Below are 15272 nucleotides of genomic sequence, written 5' to 3'. Positions count from 1 at the left end.
CGAAGCACCGAGGGCGGCGAACGAAAACGGACGTCGGGAGAGATAACCTCAACCAACCGAACCGCCGGATGCGGATCCGCCTGTCCGGTGGTGTGGCAGGGGGAGTAGGGAGTTACCCTCTCTACCCCCCTATGCCGATTGCGCCCGGCATGGGCAGAGAGACTGCTGCCCCCGAAGATGACCTGGGGGTGATTTGGGCACAGGGAAGAGGCTCGGCTATGGTGGCCAGAGGAGTACAGCCGGACATCCATGGACCACGACAAGACCCCCCCCCGTACCCGCCCAACCCCCTGGAATCCTGCCCAAGGGGACGGTCATCGCCAGCCGCTTCATCCTTGAGGCACTGGCGGGCCGCGGAGGGATGGGCAGCGTCTATCGCGCCACGGACGCCACCACGGGTGGCACCGTGGCCCTCAAACTGCTGCATGGCGTCACCTCTCCAGAGGTGGCCTACCGCTTCAAACGCGAGGCCGTGCTGCTGGCCGAGTTGCGCCACCCCGGCATCGTTGCCTACGTGGCGCATGGCTCCACCGAGGCGCACCAGCCCTACCTGGCCATGGAGTGGCTGGAGGGAGAGAACCTGTCACGGCGACTGGCCCGCCAACCGCTGTCGCTGCCAGAGACGCTGACACTGCTGCACCGGGCAGCCGAGGCGCTCGCGGTAGCCCACCAACAGGACATCATCCACCGGGACCTCAAACCCTCCAACCTCTTGCTGAGAGGGGGTCGGCCGGAGGAGGTGGTGCTGCTGGACTTCGGTCTGGCACGCCATGCGCATCCCACGCTGGTTGCGGTGACGGGGACGGGCATGGTGGTGGGCACGCCGGGGTACATGGCGCCGGAGCAGGCCTCCAGTGCGCCAGAGATTCCTCCCGCCGCCGACATCTTCTCGCTGGGGTGCGTGCTGTACGAGTGCCTCACGGGCAAGCCGCCCTTCGCGGCGCCCCACTTCGCGGCCACGCTGGCGAAGATTCTGCACGCCGAGCCCACGCGCCTGGAGGTGCTGCGCCCGGGGCTGCCGGCTGGCCTGCAGGTGCTGGTGGACCGGATGCTGGCCAAGGACGCGCGGCGCAGGCTGCCGGACGCAGCCAGACTGGTGGAGGCACTCGTGGCAATGGAGTCCGTCCCCGAACTGCTGCTGTCGCAGGCCGGGCCGGAGCTGCGTCTCGACAGCGGGACGGAGGCCGAGCAGACGCTCGTCAGCGTCCTGCTGGTGTCTCTCGCGGCCGGGTCCCAGGAGGAGACGGCGGATTGGAACCAGGGCGTGGTGCTGCGTGACTCGTTGCGCACGTACCTGGCGCCGCTACTGGGTGCCCGGGTGGAGCTACTGGCGGACGGCTCGCTGGTGGCCACGTTGGTGCCCGAGCGTGGCACAGCCACGGACCAGGCGGTGCTGGCGGCGCGCTGCGCCCTCACGTTCAAGGAGCGCTGGCCGGAGGCCGCGGTGGTGCTGGCCACGGGCCTGGGCGTCCTCAACGAGCGGCTGCCAGTGGGCGAGGCCATGGACCGAGCGGGGCGGCTGCTGCACCTGATGGGGAGCACACCCTCGGCCAGCGTGGTGATGGACGATGTCACGGCCGGGTTGCTCGGGTCGGGCTTCCAACTCTCCCGAGCCGATTCAGGCGCCTTCGTCCTGCAGGGCGAGCGGCTCGACGCCGACGCCTCCCGTCCGTTGCTGGGCAAGCCCACTCAGTGTGTGGGCCGGGAGCAGGAACTGGCGCTGCTCGACTTCACCTTCACCGCGTGTGTGGAGGAGTCCGCCGCGCGGGCCCTGCTGGTGACGGCCTCTCCCGGCACGGGCAAGTCCCGGCTGCGCCACGAATTCGTGCGCCGCCTGGAGGGCCGGGAGCAGCCGCCTCTGGTGTTGCTGGGGCGCGGAGACCCGATGAGCACGGGCGCCGCGTACGGCCTGCTGGGTCAGGCGCTGCGGAGGCTGTGCGCAGTAGGAGAGGGCGAGAGCCTGGAGGCGCGGCGGACGCGGTTGTACCAGCGGGTGGCCTTACACCTGTCGGAGGCCAGGGTCCAGGAGGCGGTGGAGTTCCTGGGCGAGCTGTGTGCCATTCCCTTTCCCGAGGAAGACAGTCCCCGCCTGCGTGCGGCGCGGAGCGACCCGTGGTTGATGAGTGCGCAGGTGGGCCGGGCCCTGGTGGTCTTCTTGAAGGCGGAGTGTGAGCGGCAACCGGTGCTGCTGGTGCTGGAGGACCTGCACTGGAGCGATGCGCTGACGGTGACGCTGGTGGATGGGCTGCTGCGGGAACTGGCCGGGCAGCCCTTGCTGGTTCTGGCGCTGGCACGGCCCGAGGTGAAGGAACTCTTCCCGGGAATGTGGGCCAGGCGCCTGCAGGAACTGCCGCTCCAGGGCTTGAGCCGCAAGGCCAGTGTCCGGCTGGTGCGCGAGGTGTTGGGGCCGCAGGTGCCGGAGTCCGTGGTGCAGCAGGTGGTGGAGCAATCCGATGGCAATGCCCTCTTCCTGGAGGAACTCATCCGCATGGCGGCGGAAGGGCGCGGGAAGGAGGCACCGGAGACGGTGCTGGCGGTGCTGCAGGCGCGCCTGCTGCGGATGGAGCCGGGGTTACGTCAGGTCCTGCTGGCCGCGAGCATCTTCGGCCGCTCCTTCTGGCTGGAGGGCGTGGGGGAGCTGTTGGGCCGCCACGGCGAGCGGACGCAGTTGGAGCAGCATCTGCGGCTGCTGGTGGAGCAGGAGGTCATCGAGCCATGGCCCGACAGCCGCCTTCCCAATGCGGCCGAGTACCGGTTCCGCCACGCGCTGGTGGGGGATGCGGCCTATGGCCTGGTGCCCGACAGCCAGAAGCCCCTGGGCCACCAGCTCGCAGGGGTGTGGTTGGAGCGGATGGGCGAGCCCGATTCACTGGTGCTCGCCACGCATGCTCAGCGGGGGCAGCAGCCCGAGCGTGCCGTTCACTTCTACACCCGGGCCGCCGAGCGGCTCTTCGAGCGCAATGACTTGCATGGGACGCTGCGGTGCGTGGAGACGGCCCTGGCCTGTGATGTGGGCAGCGAGGACCTCACCCATCTGCGGGCGCTCCAGGCCATGGTGCTCTTCTGGATGGCGCAGATGTCCAGGGCCGTGGAACTGAGCATCCCAGCGTTGGCCGGACTGAAGGCCGGCAGTCCGTTGTGGTGCCGGTTGATTGGCAACCTGCTCATTGGCGGCGCCAGTGCTGCCCATCCGGAGCAGATGGCGGAACTGTGCGGGTTGCTGGTGCGCACCACGCCGGAGCCCGAGGCGGTCGAGGCTTATTTGGAGGCCGTCTCCTTCATCGGGGCCACGCACATCTGGTCCGGCGAGCGGCAGCAGGCGCAAGCCCTGCTCGGGCGGCTCATGGAGGTGGGCGCCGACGCGATGACCCACTCCCCCATGGCCCGGGGATTTGCGCGCATGTCGCAGGGCTACTTCCTCCACTCCTTCGACGCCAGCCCATGGCGGAGCTTCACGGTGCTCGAGCAGGGTCGGCGGGATTTTGACTCGGTGGGCTCGGAGCGGAACACGAATTTCATCCGGTTCCCCTTGGGGTTGAGCCTGATAGCAGCGGGAAATCCGCAGGGGGCCGTGGAGCTGCTTCGAGAGACGCTGGCCTTCGCCAGACTGACGGAACACCATTTCCTGCTGGAGGGTTCCTTGTTCATCCTGGGCTTGGTGCTGTCCGAAAGCCCCGAGTTGGAGGAGCGGCGGGAGGCGCACGCCTGGGCGCTCGAGTTGTTGGGGCGGGAGCTCGTCCTTCCCTTCCTCGCGGGAATGACCCATGCCCTGCTGGCGCGGATGACCGCGGCGGGTGGCGCGCTGAGCGAAGCCGAGTCTCATGCGCTCAAGGCGTGTGAGCTGCTGAGGCCGTTCCCGGCCTACCTGGTGTTCGCGCGCACCGTCCTCAGTTCCATCCTGCTCGTCCAGGAGCGCATGGAGGAAGCCCGGCAGGAGGCGGAACTGGGCGTGGGGGCGTTGGAGCGGATGTGCAGCGAGGGCGTCTACGCGGTGGGCATGTACCTGGCGTTGGCGGAAGCCTGCTTCGCGCAGGGGGATGCGAGTGCGGGAGACACGGCCCTGAGCAAGGCCGTGAAGTGCGTGAGGGCCCGCGCCGGTGACTTCCCCGAGCCCAAGGCCCGAGAGCGCTTCCTGCGCCAGGTGTCCGAGAACGCCCGGACGCTGGAACTGGCCCGCCAGCGCTGGGGCGAAGCCACGGAATAGGGCCTCGAAGCCATGGGGATGGCCGTGGACACCCTGTTGGCCTGGCAGGACACGCCCGCCGGTCGAGCCAATCTGGCTGCTGCTTTGCATGACGTGCTGCATCAAGCGTAGATTCCGAGTATTCCTCGGAGCCAGAAGCCCATCTCTCGGGACAGTGGACGCTCCGGACTCCGGGCGGGCAAGGAGGCTTGACCCTCCTACAAGCGGCAGTGATAAGGGCCCTCCCGAGCGTTATTTGAAGTCATCTCCCGCATCCCAAGGAGGCAGTTCATGGCTCGTGAAGTGGTGATCGTCGGCGCGGCGCGTACCCCCATCGGGGCCTTCCAGGGAGCCCTGTCCAAGCTGACGGCCCCGCAGCTCGGCGCCATCGCCATCCAGGCGGCGCTGGAGCGCTCGGGCGTTTCCCCGGCCCAGGTCAACGAGACGATCATGGGCTGCGTGCTGCAGGCGGGCGTGGGCCAGGCCCCGGCGCGTCAGGCTGCCATCTACGCCGGCATCCCCGACACCGTTCCCGCCGTCACCCTCAACAAGGTGTGCGGCTCGGGCCTGAAGGCGGTCATCGCCGGCGCCCAGGCCATTGCACTGGGTGACGCCGAGGTGGTGGTGGTCGGCGGCATGGAGTCCATGAGCAACGCGCCCTACGTGAGCCACACCATGCGTGGCGGCGCCCGCATGGGCAACGTGGAGTTCAAGGACGCGATGATCCTCGACGGCCTGTGGGATCCCTACGGCAACGTCCACATGGGCAGCTGCGCCGAGGAGTGCGCCGTCACCCAGGGCATCAGCCGCGCCAACCAGGACGAGTACGCGCTCGAGTCCACCAGGCGCGCCATCGAGGCCCAGAAGGCCGGCCTGTTCACCCGGGAGATCGTCCCGGTCACCGTGCCCGGCGGCAAGGGCGGTGACGTGGTGGTGAGCGAGGACGAGGGCCCCAAGAACGCCAAGCCGGACAAGATCCCCACGCTCAAGCCCGTCTTCAAGAAGGACGGCACGGTGACGGCGGCCAACGCCTCCTCCATCAACGACGGCGCCGCGGCGCTGGTGCTGATGAGCGCCGAGCGCGCCAAGGCCGAGGGCCGTACCGTGCTGGGCCGGATCGCCGGCTACGCCGGGGCCGCCCGCAAGCCGGTGGAGTTCACCATCGCTCCGGCGGACTCCATCAACAACCTGCTGAAGAAGACCGGTCACAAGACCACCGACGTGGACCTCTGGGAGATCAACGAGGCCTTCGCCGTGGTGGCCCTGGCCAACAACAAGCTGCTCGGCCTGGAGGCCTCGAAGGTGAACGTGCGCGGTGGCGCGGTGGTGCTCGGTCACCCGATCGGCGCCTCGGGCGCGCGCCTGTTGGTGACGCTGGTGCACACGCTGCAGGACACGAACAAGAAGCGTGGCGTGGCGTCGCTGTGCATCGGCGGCGGCGAGGGCATCGCGCTCATGGTGGAGCGCTAGTCCAACACGGGACGAACACTCCCTCTCCCCCTGGGAGAGGGGCGGGGTGAGGGTCTATCGGCCCTCGCCCCGTTCTCGTAGGAGGGGTTCATGAACAAGATCATCGCGAGCGCGGACGAGGCCGTCCGCGACATCCCGGATGGCGCCACGCTGATGAGCGGCGGCTTCGGGCTGTGCGGCAATCCCGAGAACCTGATCGCGGCGCTGCACCGCAAGGGGACTCAGGGACTCACCATCATCTCCAACAACTGCGGCACCACCGAGCTGGGTCTGGGAATTCTCCTCAAGGCCAACCAGGTGAAGAAGATCGTCGCCAGCTACGTGGGCGAGAACAAGGTCTTCGAGCAGCAGATGCTCTCCGGGAAGCTCGAGGTGGAGCTCAACCCGCAGGGCACGCTGGCCGAGCGCATCCGCGCCGGTGGCTGTGGCATCGGCGGCTTCTTCACCCCTTCGGGCGCGGGTACCGAGCTCGCCAAGGGCAAGGAGACGCGGATGATCGACGGGCGGCTGCACGTGCTGGAGACGCCGCTCAAGGCGGACTTCACCATCGTGCGCGCCTGGAAGGCGGACACCTGGGGCAACCTGGTGTTCCGCAAGACGGCCCGCAACTTCTCGCCGATGATGTGCATGGCGGGAAGGGTCACCATCGTCGAGGCCGAGCACATCGTGCCCGCCGGTGAGATCGATCCGGATCAGGTGCACCTGCCCGGCATCTTCGTGCACCGGATCATCCAGTCGAAGAATCTCGAGAAGTGGATCGAGCGCCGCACCGTTCAGAAGAAGGCCTGAGAGGACGCCATGCCCCTGACCCGTGAGCAGATTGCCCAGCGCATCGCCCAGGAGCTGCGCGACGGCTATTACGTGAACCTCGGAATCGGCATCCCCACGCTGGTTGCCAACTACATTCCGAAGGGCATCGACATCATGTTCCAGTCCGAGAACGGCATTCTCGGCATGGGACCGTGGCCCATGGAGGGCGAGGAGGATCCGGATCTCATCAACGCCGGCAAGGAGACGGTGACGGTGGTGAAGGGCGCCGCCTTCTTCGACTCGGCGCTGTCCTTCGGGATGATCCGCGGCGGCCATGTGGACCTGGCCGTGCTCGGCGCCATGGAGGTGAGCGAGGAGGGAGACCTCGCCAACTGGATGATCCCCGGCAAGATGGTGAAGGGCCCGGGCGGCGCCATGGATCTCGCGGTGGGCGCCAAGCGCGTCTTCGTGACCATGGAGCACGTCAACAAGGAGGGGAAGCCGAAGATCCTCAAGAAGTGCTCCCTCCCCATCACCGGCCTCAAGTGCATCAACCACATCGTCACCGAGTACGCCCTCATCGACGTGACCCCCCAGGGTCTCGTGCTGCGCGAGTTGGCCCCCGGCGTGACGGTGGAGCAGGTCCAGGCGATTACCGAGCCCAAGCTCAAGATCGCCCCGGACGTGCGTGAGATGAAGATCTGAGGCCCTTGGGTCTCGTGTCGTTCCCGCCGCGGTCCCTCCCCCCGGGGCCGCGGCGGAATACCCCGGCCGGTATGGAGGTCGAATAAGGTCCATGCTGCTGCCGGATATCCCCATTGAATTGACGATCGAGCGGCTCGGTCAGCTCGGAGAGGGCGTGGGCTCGTACGAGGGCCGCACCGTCTTCGTGCCCGGCACCTTCCCCGGCGAGCGCGTGCGCGTCCGCCTGGAGCACGAGGGCAAGGTGGTGCGCGGGCACCTGATCGGCGACGTGCTGGCCCCCAGCCCGGACCGGAGGCGCTCGCCGTGTGGTCTGAGCGCGCGGTGTGGCGGGTGCGACTGGCTGGAGTTGTCCGAGGCCGCCCAGCGTGCCGCGAAGCAGGAGATCGTCCTCTCCGCCCTGGAGCACCTGGGCCGGCTGAAGCGGGACAGCTTCGCGGTGCGGCCCCTGCTGATCGCGCCCACGGAGTTCGGCTACCGGCGGCGCGCGGTGCTGCACTTCCTCAAGGACGATCTTTCCTACTTCGGGCGGCGGAGCCATGACCGGGTGCCGGTGGACGAGTGCGGCGCGTTGGTGCCGGCGCTCGCCACATTGCCCGGGAAGCTGGGGCCGTTGCTCAAGCCGGTGGCGCGGGACGCGGAGGAGGTGCACCTGCTGGCCGAGGGCGGCAAGGCGGCCTTCGCGGTGCTGCTGAAGGGGCAGGCGACGCCCCGGCACGTGGAGGCATGCGACAAGGCGGTACGCTCGCTGCGGCTGGAGGGGGCGGTGCTGGTGCCGAAGGAGGGCTCGCCGCGCATTGTTGGCAAGCCGGTGCTGCGCTCGGTGTCGCCGCTGCGGCCCGAGGTGCCGCTGTACCTGCGCCCGGACGCCTTCTCCCAGGCGCACGCGGAAGCCAACGTGGGGCTGGTGACCTCGGCGGTGTACGAGCTGGCCCCGCGCGAGTCGGATGCGGTATTGGAGTTGTACTCGGGCAACGGCAACTTCACGTTCCCGTTGGCGGCGAGCGCGGCATCGGTCTTGGGGGTGGAGTCCTCTCCGGCCTCGGTGGAGTTGGCCCAGCGGAGTGCGCGGGAGGGTGGGGTGGCCAATGTGCGGTTCCACCAGGGGGATGCCCGGAAGGTGTGCGAGGGCCTCATCCGCGAGGGGAAGCGGTTCGACCTGGCGCTGGCGGATCCTCCCCGGACGGGGGCGCCAGGGCTCGCCCGGTGGCTCAAGGCCCTGGGGGTGAGGCGGGTGGTGTACGTGGCGTGCGATCCGGGCTCCCTGGCCCGGGACGCGGCGGGGTTGGTGGAGGCCGGTTACAAGCCGCTGGCGCTCCAGGTGGTGGACATGTTCCCCCAGACGCACCACGTGGAGTCGGTGATGTCTTTCGAGCTGCCCGCGTAGACACCCGGCGGCTCTCAGGAGTCTGTTGTGGAGATCTTCAAGGAGTTCACCTTCGAGGCGGCCCATCGCCTCCCCAATGTGCCCCCGGGGCACAAGTGCGCCCGGCTGCATGGCCACTCCTACCGCGTGACCCTGCATGTTCAGGGACCCGTGGGCGCGGACTCGGGTTGGGTGATGGACTTCGCCGACCTCACCGAGGCCTTCAAGCCGATCCACGCCCAGCTCGATCACTACTACCTCAATGAGATCGAGGGGCTCTCCAACCCCACCAGCGAGAATCTGGCGCGGTGGATCTGGCAGCGGGTGAGGCCCCGGCTCCCGCAGCTCTCCCAGGTGATGGTGCGGGAGACCTGCACCTCGGGCTGTATCTACCGCGGCGAGAACGACTGAGCTCACTCTCGCAGCAGTATCCCTCCGTCGATCACCAGCTCGCTGCCGGTGGTCCATGGTGCGGCCAGCAGGTGCACCACCGCCTCGGCCACCTCCTCGGGTTTCCCGAGCCGCCCCAGCGGATGCAGCGCCCCCAACGTGGACAACTGGGCGGAGATCCTCCGCTCGAGTTCCACGCCCTCGGGAGGCGCCTCGCCAGGAGCCAGGCGCGGGGCCCTGACCATCTCCGTGTCCACCACTCCCGGACAGACGGCGTTGGCCCGGATGCGCCGCGCGGCGCCCGCGAGAGCCAGTGAGCGCATCGCCGCCAGCAACCCGGCCTTGGCCGCGCTGTAGACGGCGCTGGTGGGCAGCGGCCTCAATGCCAGCGTCGAGGCGATGAACACCATGCCGCCTCCGTCCTCCAGGATCGACAGCGCCTCCTCGCCCAGGCGCAGCGGGGCCACCAGGTTGATCTCCAGTTGGGCCCGCAGGGCGTCCTCGGAGATGTGACCGGGGATCTGGTGCTCCACGACTCCCGCCGAGTGCACCAGTCCATCCAGCCCGCCCAGTGCGTCACGGGCCCGCCCCAGCAGGCCCGCGCGTTCGGCGGGGGAGGCGAGATCGCAGGGCAGGGCCACCGCCCGACCGGGCCAGGCGCGGACCACTGCCTCCAACCGCTCCGCCCGGCGCCCCGTCACCGCCACCCGGCCTCCGGCCCGCAGCAGCGCCTCGGCCACCGCGAGGCCCATGCCGCTGCCACCGCCCGTCACCAGCACCTTCCGCGTCCCCACCGGCCGGGTGCTCACCACCGCTCGCCCTCCGCTTCCGGCGTGCTCGCCGCCGCCGGGTAGTACGCCCGGCCTTCCACTGGCACCAACCCACCGGGGGGCTCGGGCACCTCCACTTCGTCATGGGGGATGAAGGCCGGACGATCCACGCACAGCACCGTCTGCTCGATCGCCCGCGGATTGTCGTAACGGTGCGGAAGGTGCTTCGGCCACCGGAAGCCCGTGCCCGCCAGCACCGGCCGGCCCTGGAGCAGCAACCCGTGGCCCAGCACCAGCTCGGACTCGCTCATCACCCGGTGCTCGTGGGTGGGGATGGTGCGGCCCGGAGCGATGCGCAGCCGGTAGATGCCCACGTGCTCGTCCTGGAAGAGGATGTCCACCCGCCCGAAGGGCTTGTCCTCCCTCTCGTACTGGTACTCGTCCGCGGTGCGGTGCACCTGCAGCGAGGCGAGGCCCGCCCGGCCCAGGGCCTCCGGTTTGGACAGCCGCAGGGTGACGGCCCGCACCGGGGCGCGCGCCGAGTCCTCCGTCGGCGGGGCGAGGATGTAGCGGCAGAGGGCCTCGGCGGCCGTCTCCAGCATGCGGAAGTCGGCCGACTCCAGCAGGAAGCGCAGCTCGCCGGACAGGCGCGCGTAGTCCACCGTGTCACGGAGGCTCCCCTCGGCGGCGGCCTTCCGGGTGTCCAGATAGAGGGCCACGTCGAGCTCCAGCGGCTGCGGCGTGCCGCGCTCGGCCGGGTACACCCCGACGATGCAATTCACCGGGAGCTGGCGCAGCTCGATGACATCCAGCGGGCGGCCCTGCGCGTCGCGGGGGGCGCTCGCGAAGGCATCGGAGGAAAGGCGGTTCATAGCTGGGCGCTCCGGGCTCCATCCACGGCGATCACCTGTCCGGAGATATAAGGGGCCTCGCGCGCCAGGAAGACCACGGCCCGGGCCACGTCCTCGGCCGAGCCCTCCCGCCCGAAGGGAATGCGGGCGAGCATGGCCTGCCGGGCGGCCTCGTCGAAGTCCTCCGGGAAGATGACCGTCCCCGGGGAGATGGCGTTCACCCGCACCCGGGGCGCGAGCTCCACCGCCAGTGCCCGGGTGAGCGCGAGCAGCCCGGCCTTGCTGGCGGTGTAGTGGGCGTAGTGGCTCACCACCCGCTCCGCGGCGATGTCGGTGAGGTTCACGACCAGCGGCTGGGGAGCGGCGCGCAGCGCCGGGAGCAGCGCCTGGGTGAGGAAGAAGGGCGCCTCCAGGTTGATTCCCATCATCCGGTGGTATTGCTCCCGGGTGATGTCCTCGAAGGCCACCCGCTCGTAGATGCCCGCGTTGTTCACGAGGACGTCGATGGCCGGGTGGGCCTGGCGCAGGGTCGCCGCCAGGGACTCCAGTTCCTTCGGGTCCCCCAGGTTGGCGCGGTGCACGGTGGTGGTGCGGCCCAGGGCGCGGGCCCGGGTGGCGACTTCCTCCGCTCCCTCGGTCGAGCGGTGGACGTGCAGGGCCAGGTCGTACCCCACCTCGGCCAGCGCCAGGGCGATGGCCTTGCCGAGCCGGATGCCCGCTCCGGTGACGACGGCTGTTGGCATGAATGTCTCCCTCGGGTGTTCCGCGTGCGGGGCGGATATACAGGAGAATCGGGGCAGGGTAGAGGCTGGTAGAACGCTGGGTGGAGAGGTTGCCAACCACATGGACGCACGCATCGTCGAGTTCGCCGAGGTCCTCCGCCAGAACGGGGTGCGTGTCAGCACGTCCGAGGTGGTGGATGCCGCACGGGCCACCGCCGAGGTGGGCCTCGAGGACAAGGCCATCTTCCGCTCGGTGCTGCGGACCACGATGGTGAAGCGCCACCAGGACGTGGACGTCTTCAACCGGGCCTTCGACTTCTTCTTCTCGGGGGCGGCCAAGACGTTCGAGGCGCTCGACAAGTCCCTGGCCCAGCAGATCCAGGAGCAGGGGCTCATCGAGGGCGACAACCTCACGATGCTCCTGTTCCAGATGAACCAGCTCTTCCCCGAGCTGTCCCCACTGGCCCAGGCGGCCCTCATGGGGGATCGGGCGAGGCTGGCGCAGATCTTCCGTTCGGCCACGCTGCAGCTCGACTTGTCGCAGATGCAGAGCTCGATGCAGACGGGCTTCTTCTCGCGGCGGCTGATGGTGGCGGCGGGGATGGATCGGGCGCGCTCGGAGCTGAAGGCGCTGGAGGAGGAGCTGCGCAAGCGGGGCCTGCCGGTGGAGGGGGTGGAGATCGTCTCGCGGCACGTGGCCGAGGCCATGCGCAAGGTGGAGGACGCGGCGCGGCGCGAGGTGAAGCGTCAGGCCGAGGCGCGCATCCGCAAGCCCACGGGCGGGGTGGTGGACAAGCCGCTGCACCAGCTCAGCCAGGCCGAGGTGAACCAGATGGAGTCCGCGGTGAAGACGCTGGCCGAGAAGCTCAAGGCCCGGCTGATCCGCAAGGCGCGCTCGAAGCGGAAGGGGACGCTGAACGTGCGCCGCACGCTGCGCCGCAACCTGCCGTGGGGTGGTATTCCCATGGTGCCCCGGTTCCGTGCCCGCCGCCCCGAGCGCCCCGAGGTCGTCGTCCTCTGTGACGTCTCGGACTCGGTGCGCAACGCGTCGCGGATGATGCTGCTCTTCACGTACACGCTGCAGTCGCTCTTCGTGCGCGTGCGCTCGTTCGTCTTCGTGTCGGACGTGGGCGACGTGACGCAGTACTTCAAGGAGCAGGAGGTGGACAAGGCGATCGACCTGGCCACCATGGGGCAGGCCGTGTCGCTCACCGCCAACTCCAACTACGGCCGGGCGCTCGCCATGTTCACGAGGGATCAGCTCGGCAGCATCACGCGGCGCACCACGGTGATGATCATCGGGGACGGCCGCAACAACTACAACGCGAACAACGCCTGGGCCCTCAAGGACCTGAAGCAGAAGTGCAAACGGCTCCTGTGGATCTGCCCCGAGGACCGTCCCAACTGGGGCTTCGGGGACAGTGAGATGCTCACCTATTCGAAGGAGTGCCACCAGACGGTGGTGGTGAACTCCGTGGCCGATCTGTCCCGCATCGCGGAGCAGCTCGTCCCCGCCTGAGAGAGACACCCATGTCCCGTTCCATGTTCGATGATCTCGAAGTGTCGCAGGCCAGCGCCATGGGGGCCGCTGACTCCCGCACGCTGCGGTTCGCCGCCCACGCCCTCACCGAGGCCGATCTTCAGGGCCTCATCCGCTACCAGGAGGCCTTCCTGGCCCATGTGGAGCAGGCGAAGCCGGGGGAGACGGCCGCGCTCACCACGGCGCATGAGCTCGGCCTGAAGGCTTCCGGGCTGGCGGTGAAGGTGGTGGAGCTGGGCAACTCCATGCTGCGCGCCTACGCCGGCCAGCGCTGGACGGCGCGCCGGCTGCGCACCCGGCTGGCGGAGCTGGAGCAGCAGGCGGATGCCACCGCGGCCGAGAAGGCCGCCAGGGCTCGCGACGAGCTGCACCGCGTCGAGAGCCTGGAGCCCCTGGCCCGGCGCTACGGGCAGGAGGCGATCGACCTGCTCAACCAGCACGAGGACCAGCTGGTGGCCCTCCACACCCGGATGCAGAAGGCCCTCACCCGGGCCTAGGGGGGCTCGCCCTCCTGCCCGCCAGGGCACTGGAACCGTTGCAATCCGCCGGGGCTCGTCGGATAAGAGCCCGTTCTCCGTACGGAAAGACCCATGAAGCGCTACTTCATCCACACCTTCGGCTGCCAGATGAACGTCAACGACTCGCTCCGCATGAGCGAGGTACTCGGCAAGCTGGAATACCGGCCCACGCCGGTTCCGGAGGAGGCGGACCTCATCATCCTCAACACCTGCTCCATCCGCGAGAAGGCCGAGGACAAGATGCTGTCCGCCCTGGGCCGCTACCGCACGGTGAAGCTGGCCCGCGGCACGCTGTTGGGCGTGGGCGGGTGCGTGGCGCAGCAGGAGAAGGACAAGCTCCTCAAGAAGGTGCCCTACCTGGACTTCGTGTTCGGCCCGGACTCCATCGCCAAGCTGCCGGACATCATCGGCCGGGTGCAGGGCGAGCGCGAGCGCGTGGTGGAGACGGCCTGGGTGGACTCGGAGGAGTACGTCTTCCCGCGCGCCGACCCCGAGACGAGCCGCGGCAAGGTGACCGAGTTCGTCACGGTGATGAAGGGCTGCGACAACGTGTGCTCCTTCTGCGTGGTGCCGCACACCCGAGGCCGTGAGGTGAGCCGGGCCTTCCCGGAGGTGCTCGCCGAGGTGGCGGACCTGGCGAAGGTGGGCGTACGCGAGGTGACGCTGATCGGTCAGAACGTGAACTCGTACCGGGGCGGCATCAGCTTCGCGCAGCTGCTGCTGCGCACGGCGGAGGTGCCGGGCATCGAGCGCGTGCGCTTCACCACGAGCCACCCGCACGATCTGTCGGACGAGCTGATCGAGGCGTTCCGGACGCAGCCGAAGATCATGCCGCACTTCCACCTGCCGGTGCAGAGCGGCTCGAATCCGGTGCTGAAGCGGATGCGGCGCGACTACACGGTGGCGCAGTACCTGGAGCGGCTGGAGAAGCTGCGCGCGGCGCGTCCGGGCATCGCGGTGACGACGGACATCATCGTGGGCTTCCCGGGTGAGACGGAGGAGGACTTCGCGCTCACGCTCGAGCTGACGGAGAAGGTGCGCTACGAGAACCAGTTCTCGTTCATCTACAGCCCGCGGCCGAAGACGGGCGCGGCGCTGAAGGAGGACGAGTGGGGTCCGGTGCCGCACGAGGTGAAGATCGAGCGGCTGGAGCGGCTGCAGAAGATCCAGCGGCGCATCAGCGGGGAGCACACGGCGTCGCAGGTGGGGCAGGAGGTGGAGGTGATGGTGGAGGGCCACTCGCGCTACAACCCGGCGAAGCGCTTCGGGCGGACGCCGGAGAACCGCACGGTGAACTTCGACGGCGACGCGCCGGCGGGGGCGTTCGTGAAGGTGCTGGTGGAGAGCGCGACGCCGAACCAACTGTCCGGCAAGCAGACGGTGGTGCTGAGCCAGCCGGTGGTGGTGCCGCCCGCCGATCTCCCGAGCCCCGAAACCTGCGTCGTGGCCTGAGCCTCAATCCCCCTACTGGAGAACCCATGGCCCTGCGCCGTTTCCGAGATCAAACCCCGCGCGTCCACCCGAGCTGCTTCGTCGAGGACTCGGCGCAGGTGATCGGGGACGTGGAGCTGGGGGAGGACTCCTCGGTGTGGTTCAACTCGGTGCTGCGGGGGGACGTGAACCCCATCCGCATCGGCCGGAGGACCAACATCCAGGATCTCACGATGATCCACGTCACGAGCCACCGGTACTCGACGACGATCGGGGACGACGTGACGGTGGGGCACCACGTGGTGCTGCATGGGTGCACGGTGGGCAACCGGGTGCTGGTGGGGATGGGTGCCATCGTGATGGACGGGGTGGAGATCGGCGACGAGTGCATCATCGGCGCCGGGACGCTGCTCACACCGGGGACGAAGATTCCGCCGGGATCGCTGGTGGTGGGCTCGCCGGGGAAGGTGAAGCGGGCCATCACCGAGGAGGAGCGGAGCTTCCTGCTCGAGTCCGCGAAGCACTACGTCCAGACGGCCGCCGAGCACCGGGCCAGCCGTTAACGTGACGCCCGCCAGC

Annotated in this window: 13 protein-coding genes; 10 read left to right on the top strand and 3 right to left on the bottom strand. The window is 69.0% G+C overall.

What is annotated here, in order from left to right; translation table 11 throughout:
• Positions 1 to 361 precede the first annotated feature (361 nt).
• The 6 genes from VFZ09_RS01395 (at position 362) to queD (ending at position 8882) form a co-directional block, all read left to right on the top strand.
• Positions 362 to 4204: a protein kinase domain-containing protein gene (locus tag VFZ09_RS01395; protein WP_329725615.1), complete on the top strand. Its 3843-nt coding sequence runs from the start codon at positions 362 to 364 to the stop codon at positions 4202 to 4204.
• Positions 4205 to 4474: 270 nt separating this feature from the next.
• Positions 4475 to 5653, top strand: coding sequence for an acetyl-CoA C-acetyltransferase (locus VFZ09_RS01390; protein ID WP_329725614.1), 1179 nt, complete (start codon positions 4475 to 4477; stop codon positions 5651 to 5653).
• Positions 5654 to 5743: 90 nt separating this feature from the next.
• Complete coding sequence (locus tag VFZ09_RS01385; protein ID WP_329725613.1) at positions 5744 to 6442, top strand: CoA transferase subunit A; 699 nt, start codon at positions 5744 to 5746, stop codon at positions 6440 to 6442.
• A gap of 9 nt (positions 6443 to 6451) precedes the next feature.
• Positions 6452 to 7108: a CoA transferase subunit B gene (locus tag VFZ09_RS01380; RefSeq protein ID WP_047857818.1), complete on the top strand. Its 657-nt coding sequence runs from the start codon at positions 6452 to 6454 to the stop codon at positions 7106 to 7108.
• A gap of 91 nt (positions 7109 to 7199) precedes the next feature.
• The gene (locus tag VFZ09_RS01375) at positions 7200 to 8492 is read left to right on the top strand and encodes a class I SAM-dependent RNA methyltransferase (protein WP_329725612.1); all 1293 of its coding nucleotides are present in this window, start codon (positions 7200 to 7202) and stop codon (positions 8490 to 8492) included.
• Positions 8493 to 8519: 27 nt separating this feature from the next.
• Positions 8520 to 8882, top strand: a complete 363-nt coding sequence (gene queD, locus VFZ09_RS01370; RefSeq protein WP_329725611.1) for a 6-carboxytetrahydropterin synthase QueD — start codon at positions 8520 to 8522, stop codon at positions 8880 to 8882.
• A gap of 2 nt (positions 8883 to 8884) precedes the next feature.
• On the opposite strand, the gene VFZ09_RS01365 is transcribed toward queD, so the two are convergent.
• The 3 genes from VFZ09_RS01365 to VFZ09_RS01355 are packed head-to-tail and all read right to left on the bottom strand — an operon-like array spanning position 8885 to position 11225.
• Positions 8885 to 9670, bottom strand: a complete 786-nt coding sequence (locus VFZ09_RS01365; protein WP_329725610.1) for an SDR family oxidoreductase — start codon at positions 9668 to 9670, stop codon at positions 8885 to 8887.
• Positions 9667 to 10503, bottom strand: coding sequence for a dihydroneopterin aldolase (locus VFZ09_RS01360; protein ID WP_329725609.1), 837 nt, complete (start codon positions 10501 to 10503; stop codon positions 9667 to 9669). Before VFZ09_RS01360 ends, VFZ09_RS01365 begins: the two co-directional genes overlap by 4 nt.
• The gene (locus tag VFZ09_RS01355; RefSeq protein ID WP_329725608.1) at positions 10500 to 11225 is read right to left on the bottom strand and encodes an SDR family NAD(P)-dependent oxidoreductase; all 726 of its coding nucleotides are present in this window, start codon (positions 11223 to 11225) and stop codon (positions 10500 to 10502) included. The genes VFZ09_RS01360 and VFZ09_RS01355 overlap by 4 nt, the downstream gene beginning before the upstream one ends.
• Before the next feature lie 100 nt (positions 11226 to 11325).
• On the opposite strand from VFZ09_RS01355, the gene VFZ09_RS01350 reads away from it, so the two are divergent.
• The 4 genes from VFZ09_RS01350 to VFZ09_RS01335 all read left to right on the top strand — a co-directional run bounded on the left by VFZ09_RS01350 (position 11326) and on the right by VFZ09_RS01335 (position 15256).
• A complete protein-coding gene (locus tag VFZ09_RS01350; RefSeq protein WP_329725607.1) occupies positions 11326 to 12723 on the top strand; it encodes a VWA domain-containing protein in 1398 nt (465 codons plus the stop codon).
• An 11-nt stretch (positions 12724 to 12734) separates the two neighbouring features.
• The gene (locus VFZ09_RS01345) at positions 12735 to 13241 is read left to right on the top strand and encodes a hypothetical protein (protein ID WP_329725606.1); all 507 of its coding nucleotides are present in this window, start codon (positions 12735 to 12737) and stop codon (positions 13239 to 13241) included.
• Between the two features lie 93 nt (positions 13242 to 13334).
• The gene (gene miaB, locus VFZ09_RS01340) at positions 13335 to 14714 is read left to right on the top strand and encodes a tRNA (N6-isopentenyl adenosine(37)-C2)-methylthiotransferase MiaB (protein ID WP_329725605.1); all 1380 of its coding nucleotides are present in this window, start codon (positions 13335 to 13337) and stop codon (positions 14712 to 14714) included.
• Between the two features lie 26 nt (positions 14715 to 14740).
• A complete protein-coding gene (locus VFZ09_RS01335; RefSeq protein WP_329725604.1) occupies positions 14741 to 15256 on the top strand; it encodes a gamma carbonic anhydrase family protein in 516 nt (171 codons plus the stop codon).
• Positions 15257 to 15272 lie beyond the last annotated feature (16 nt).

This window comes from Archangium sp. (assembly GCF_036277355.1).
GTDB lineage: Bacteria > Myxococcota > Myxococcia > Myxococcales > Myxococcaceae > Archangium.
This window is presented reverse-complemented; position numbering and strand designations above follow the sequence as displayed.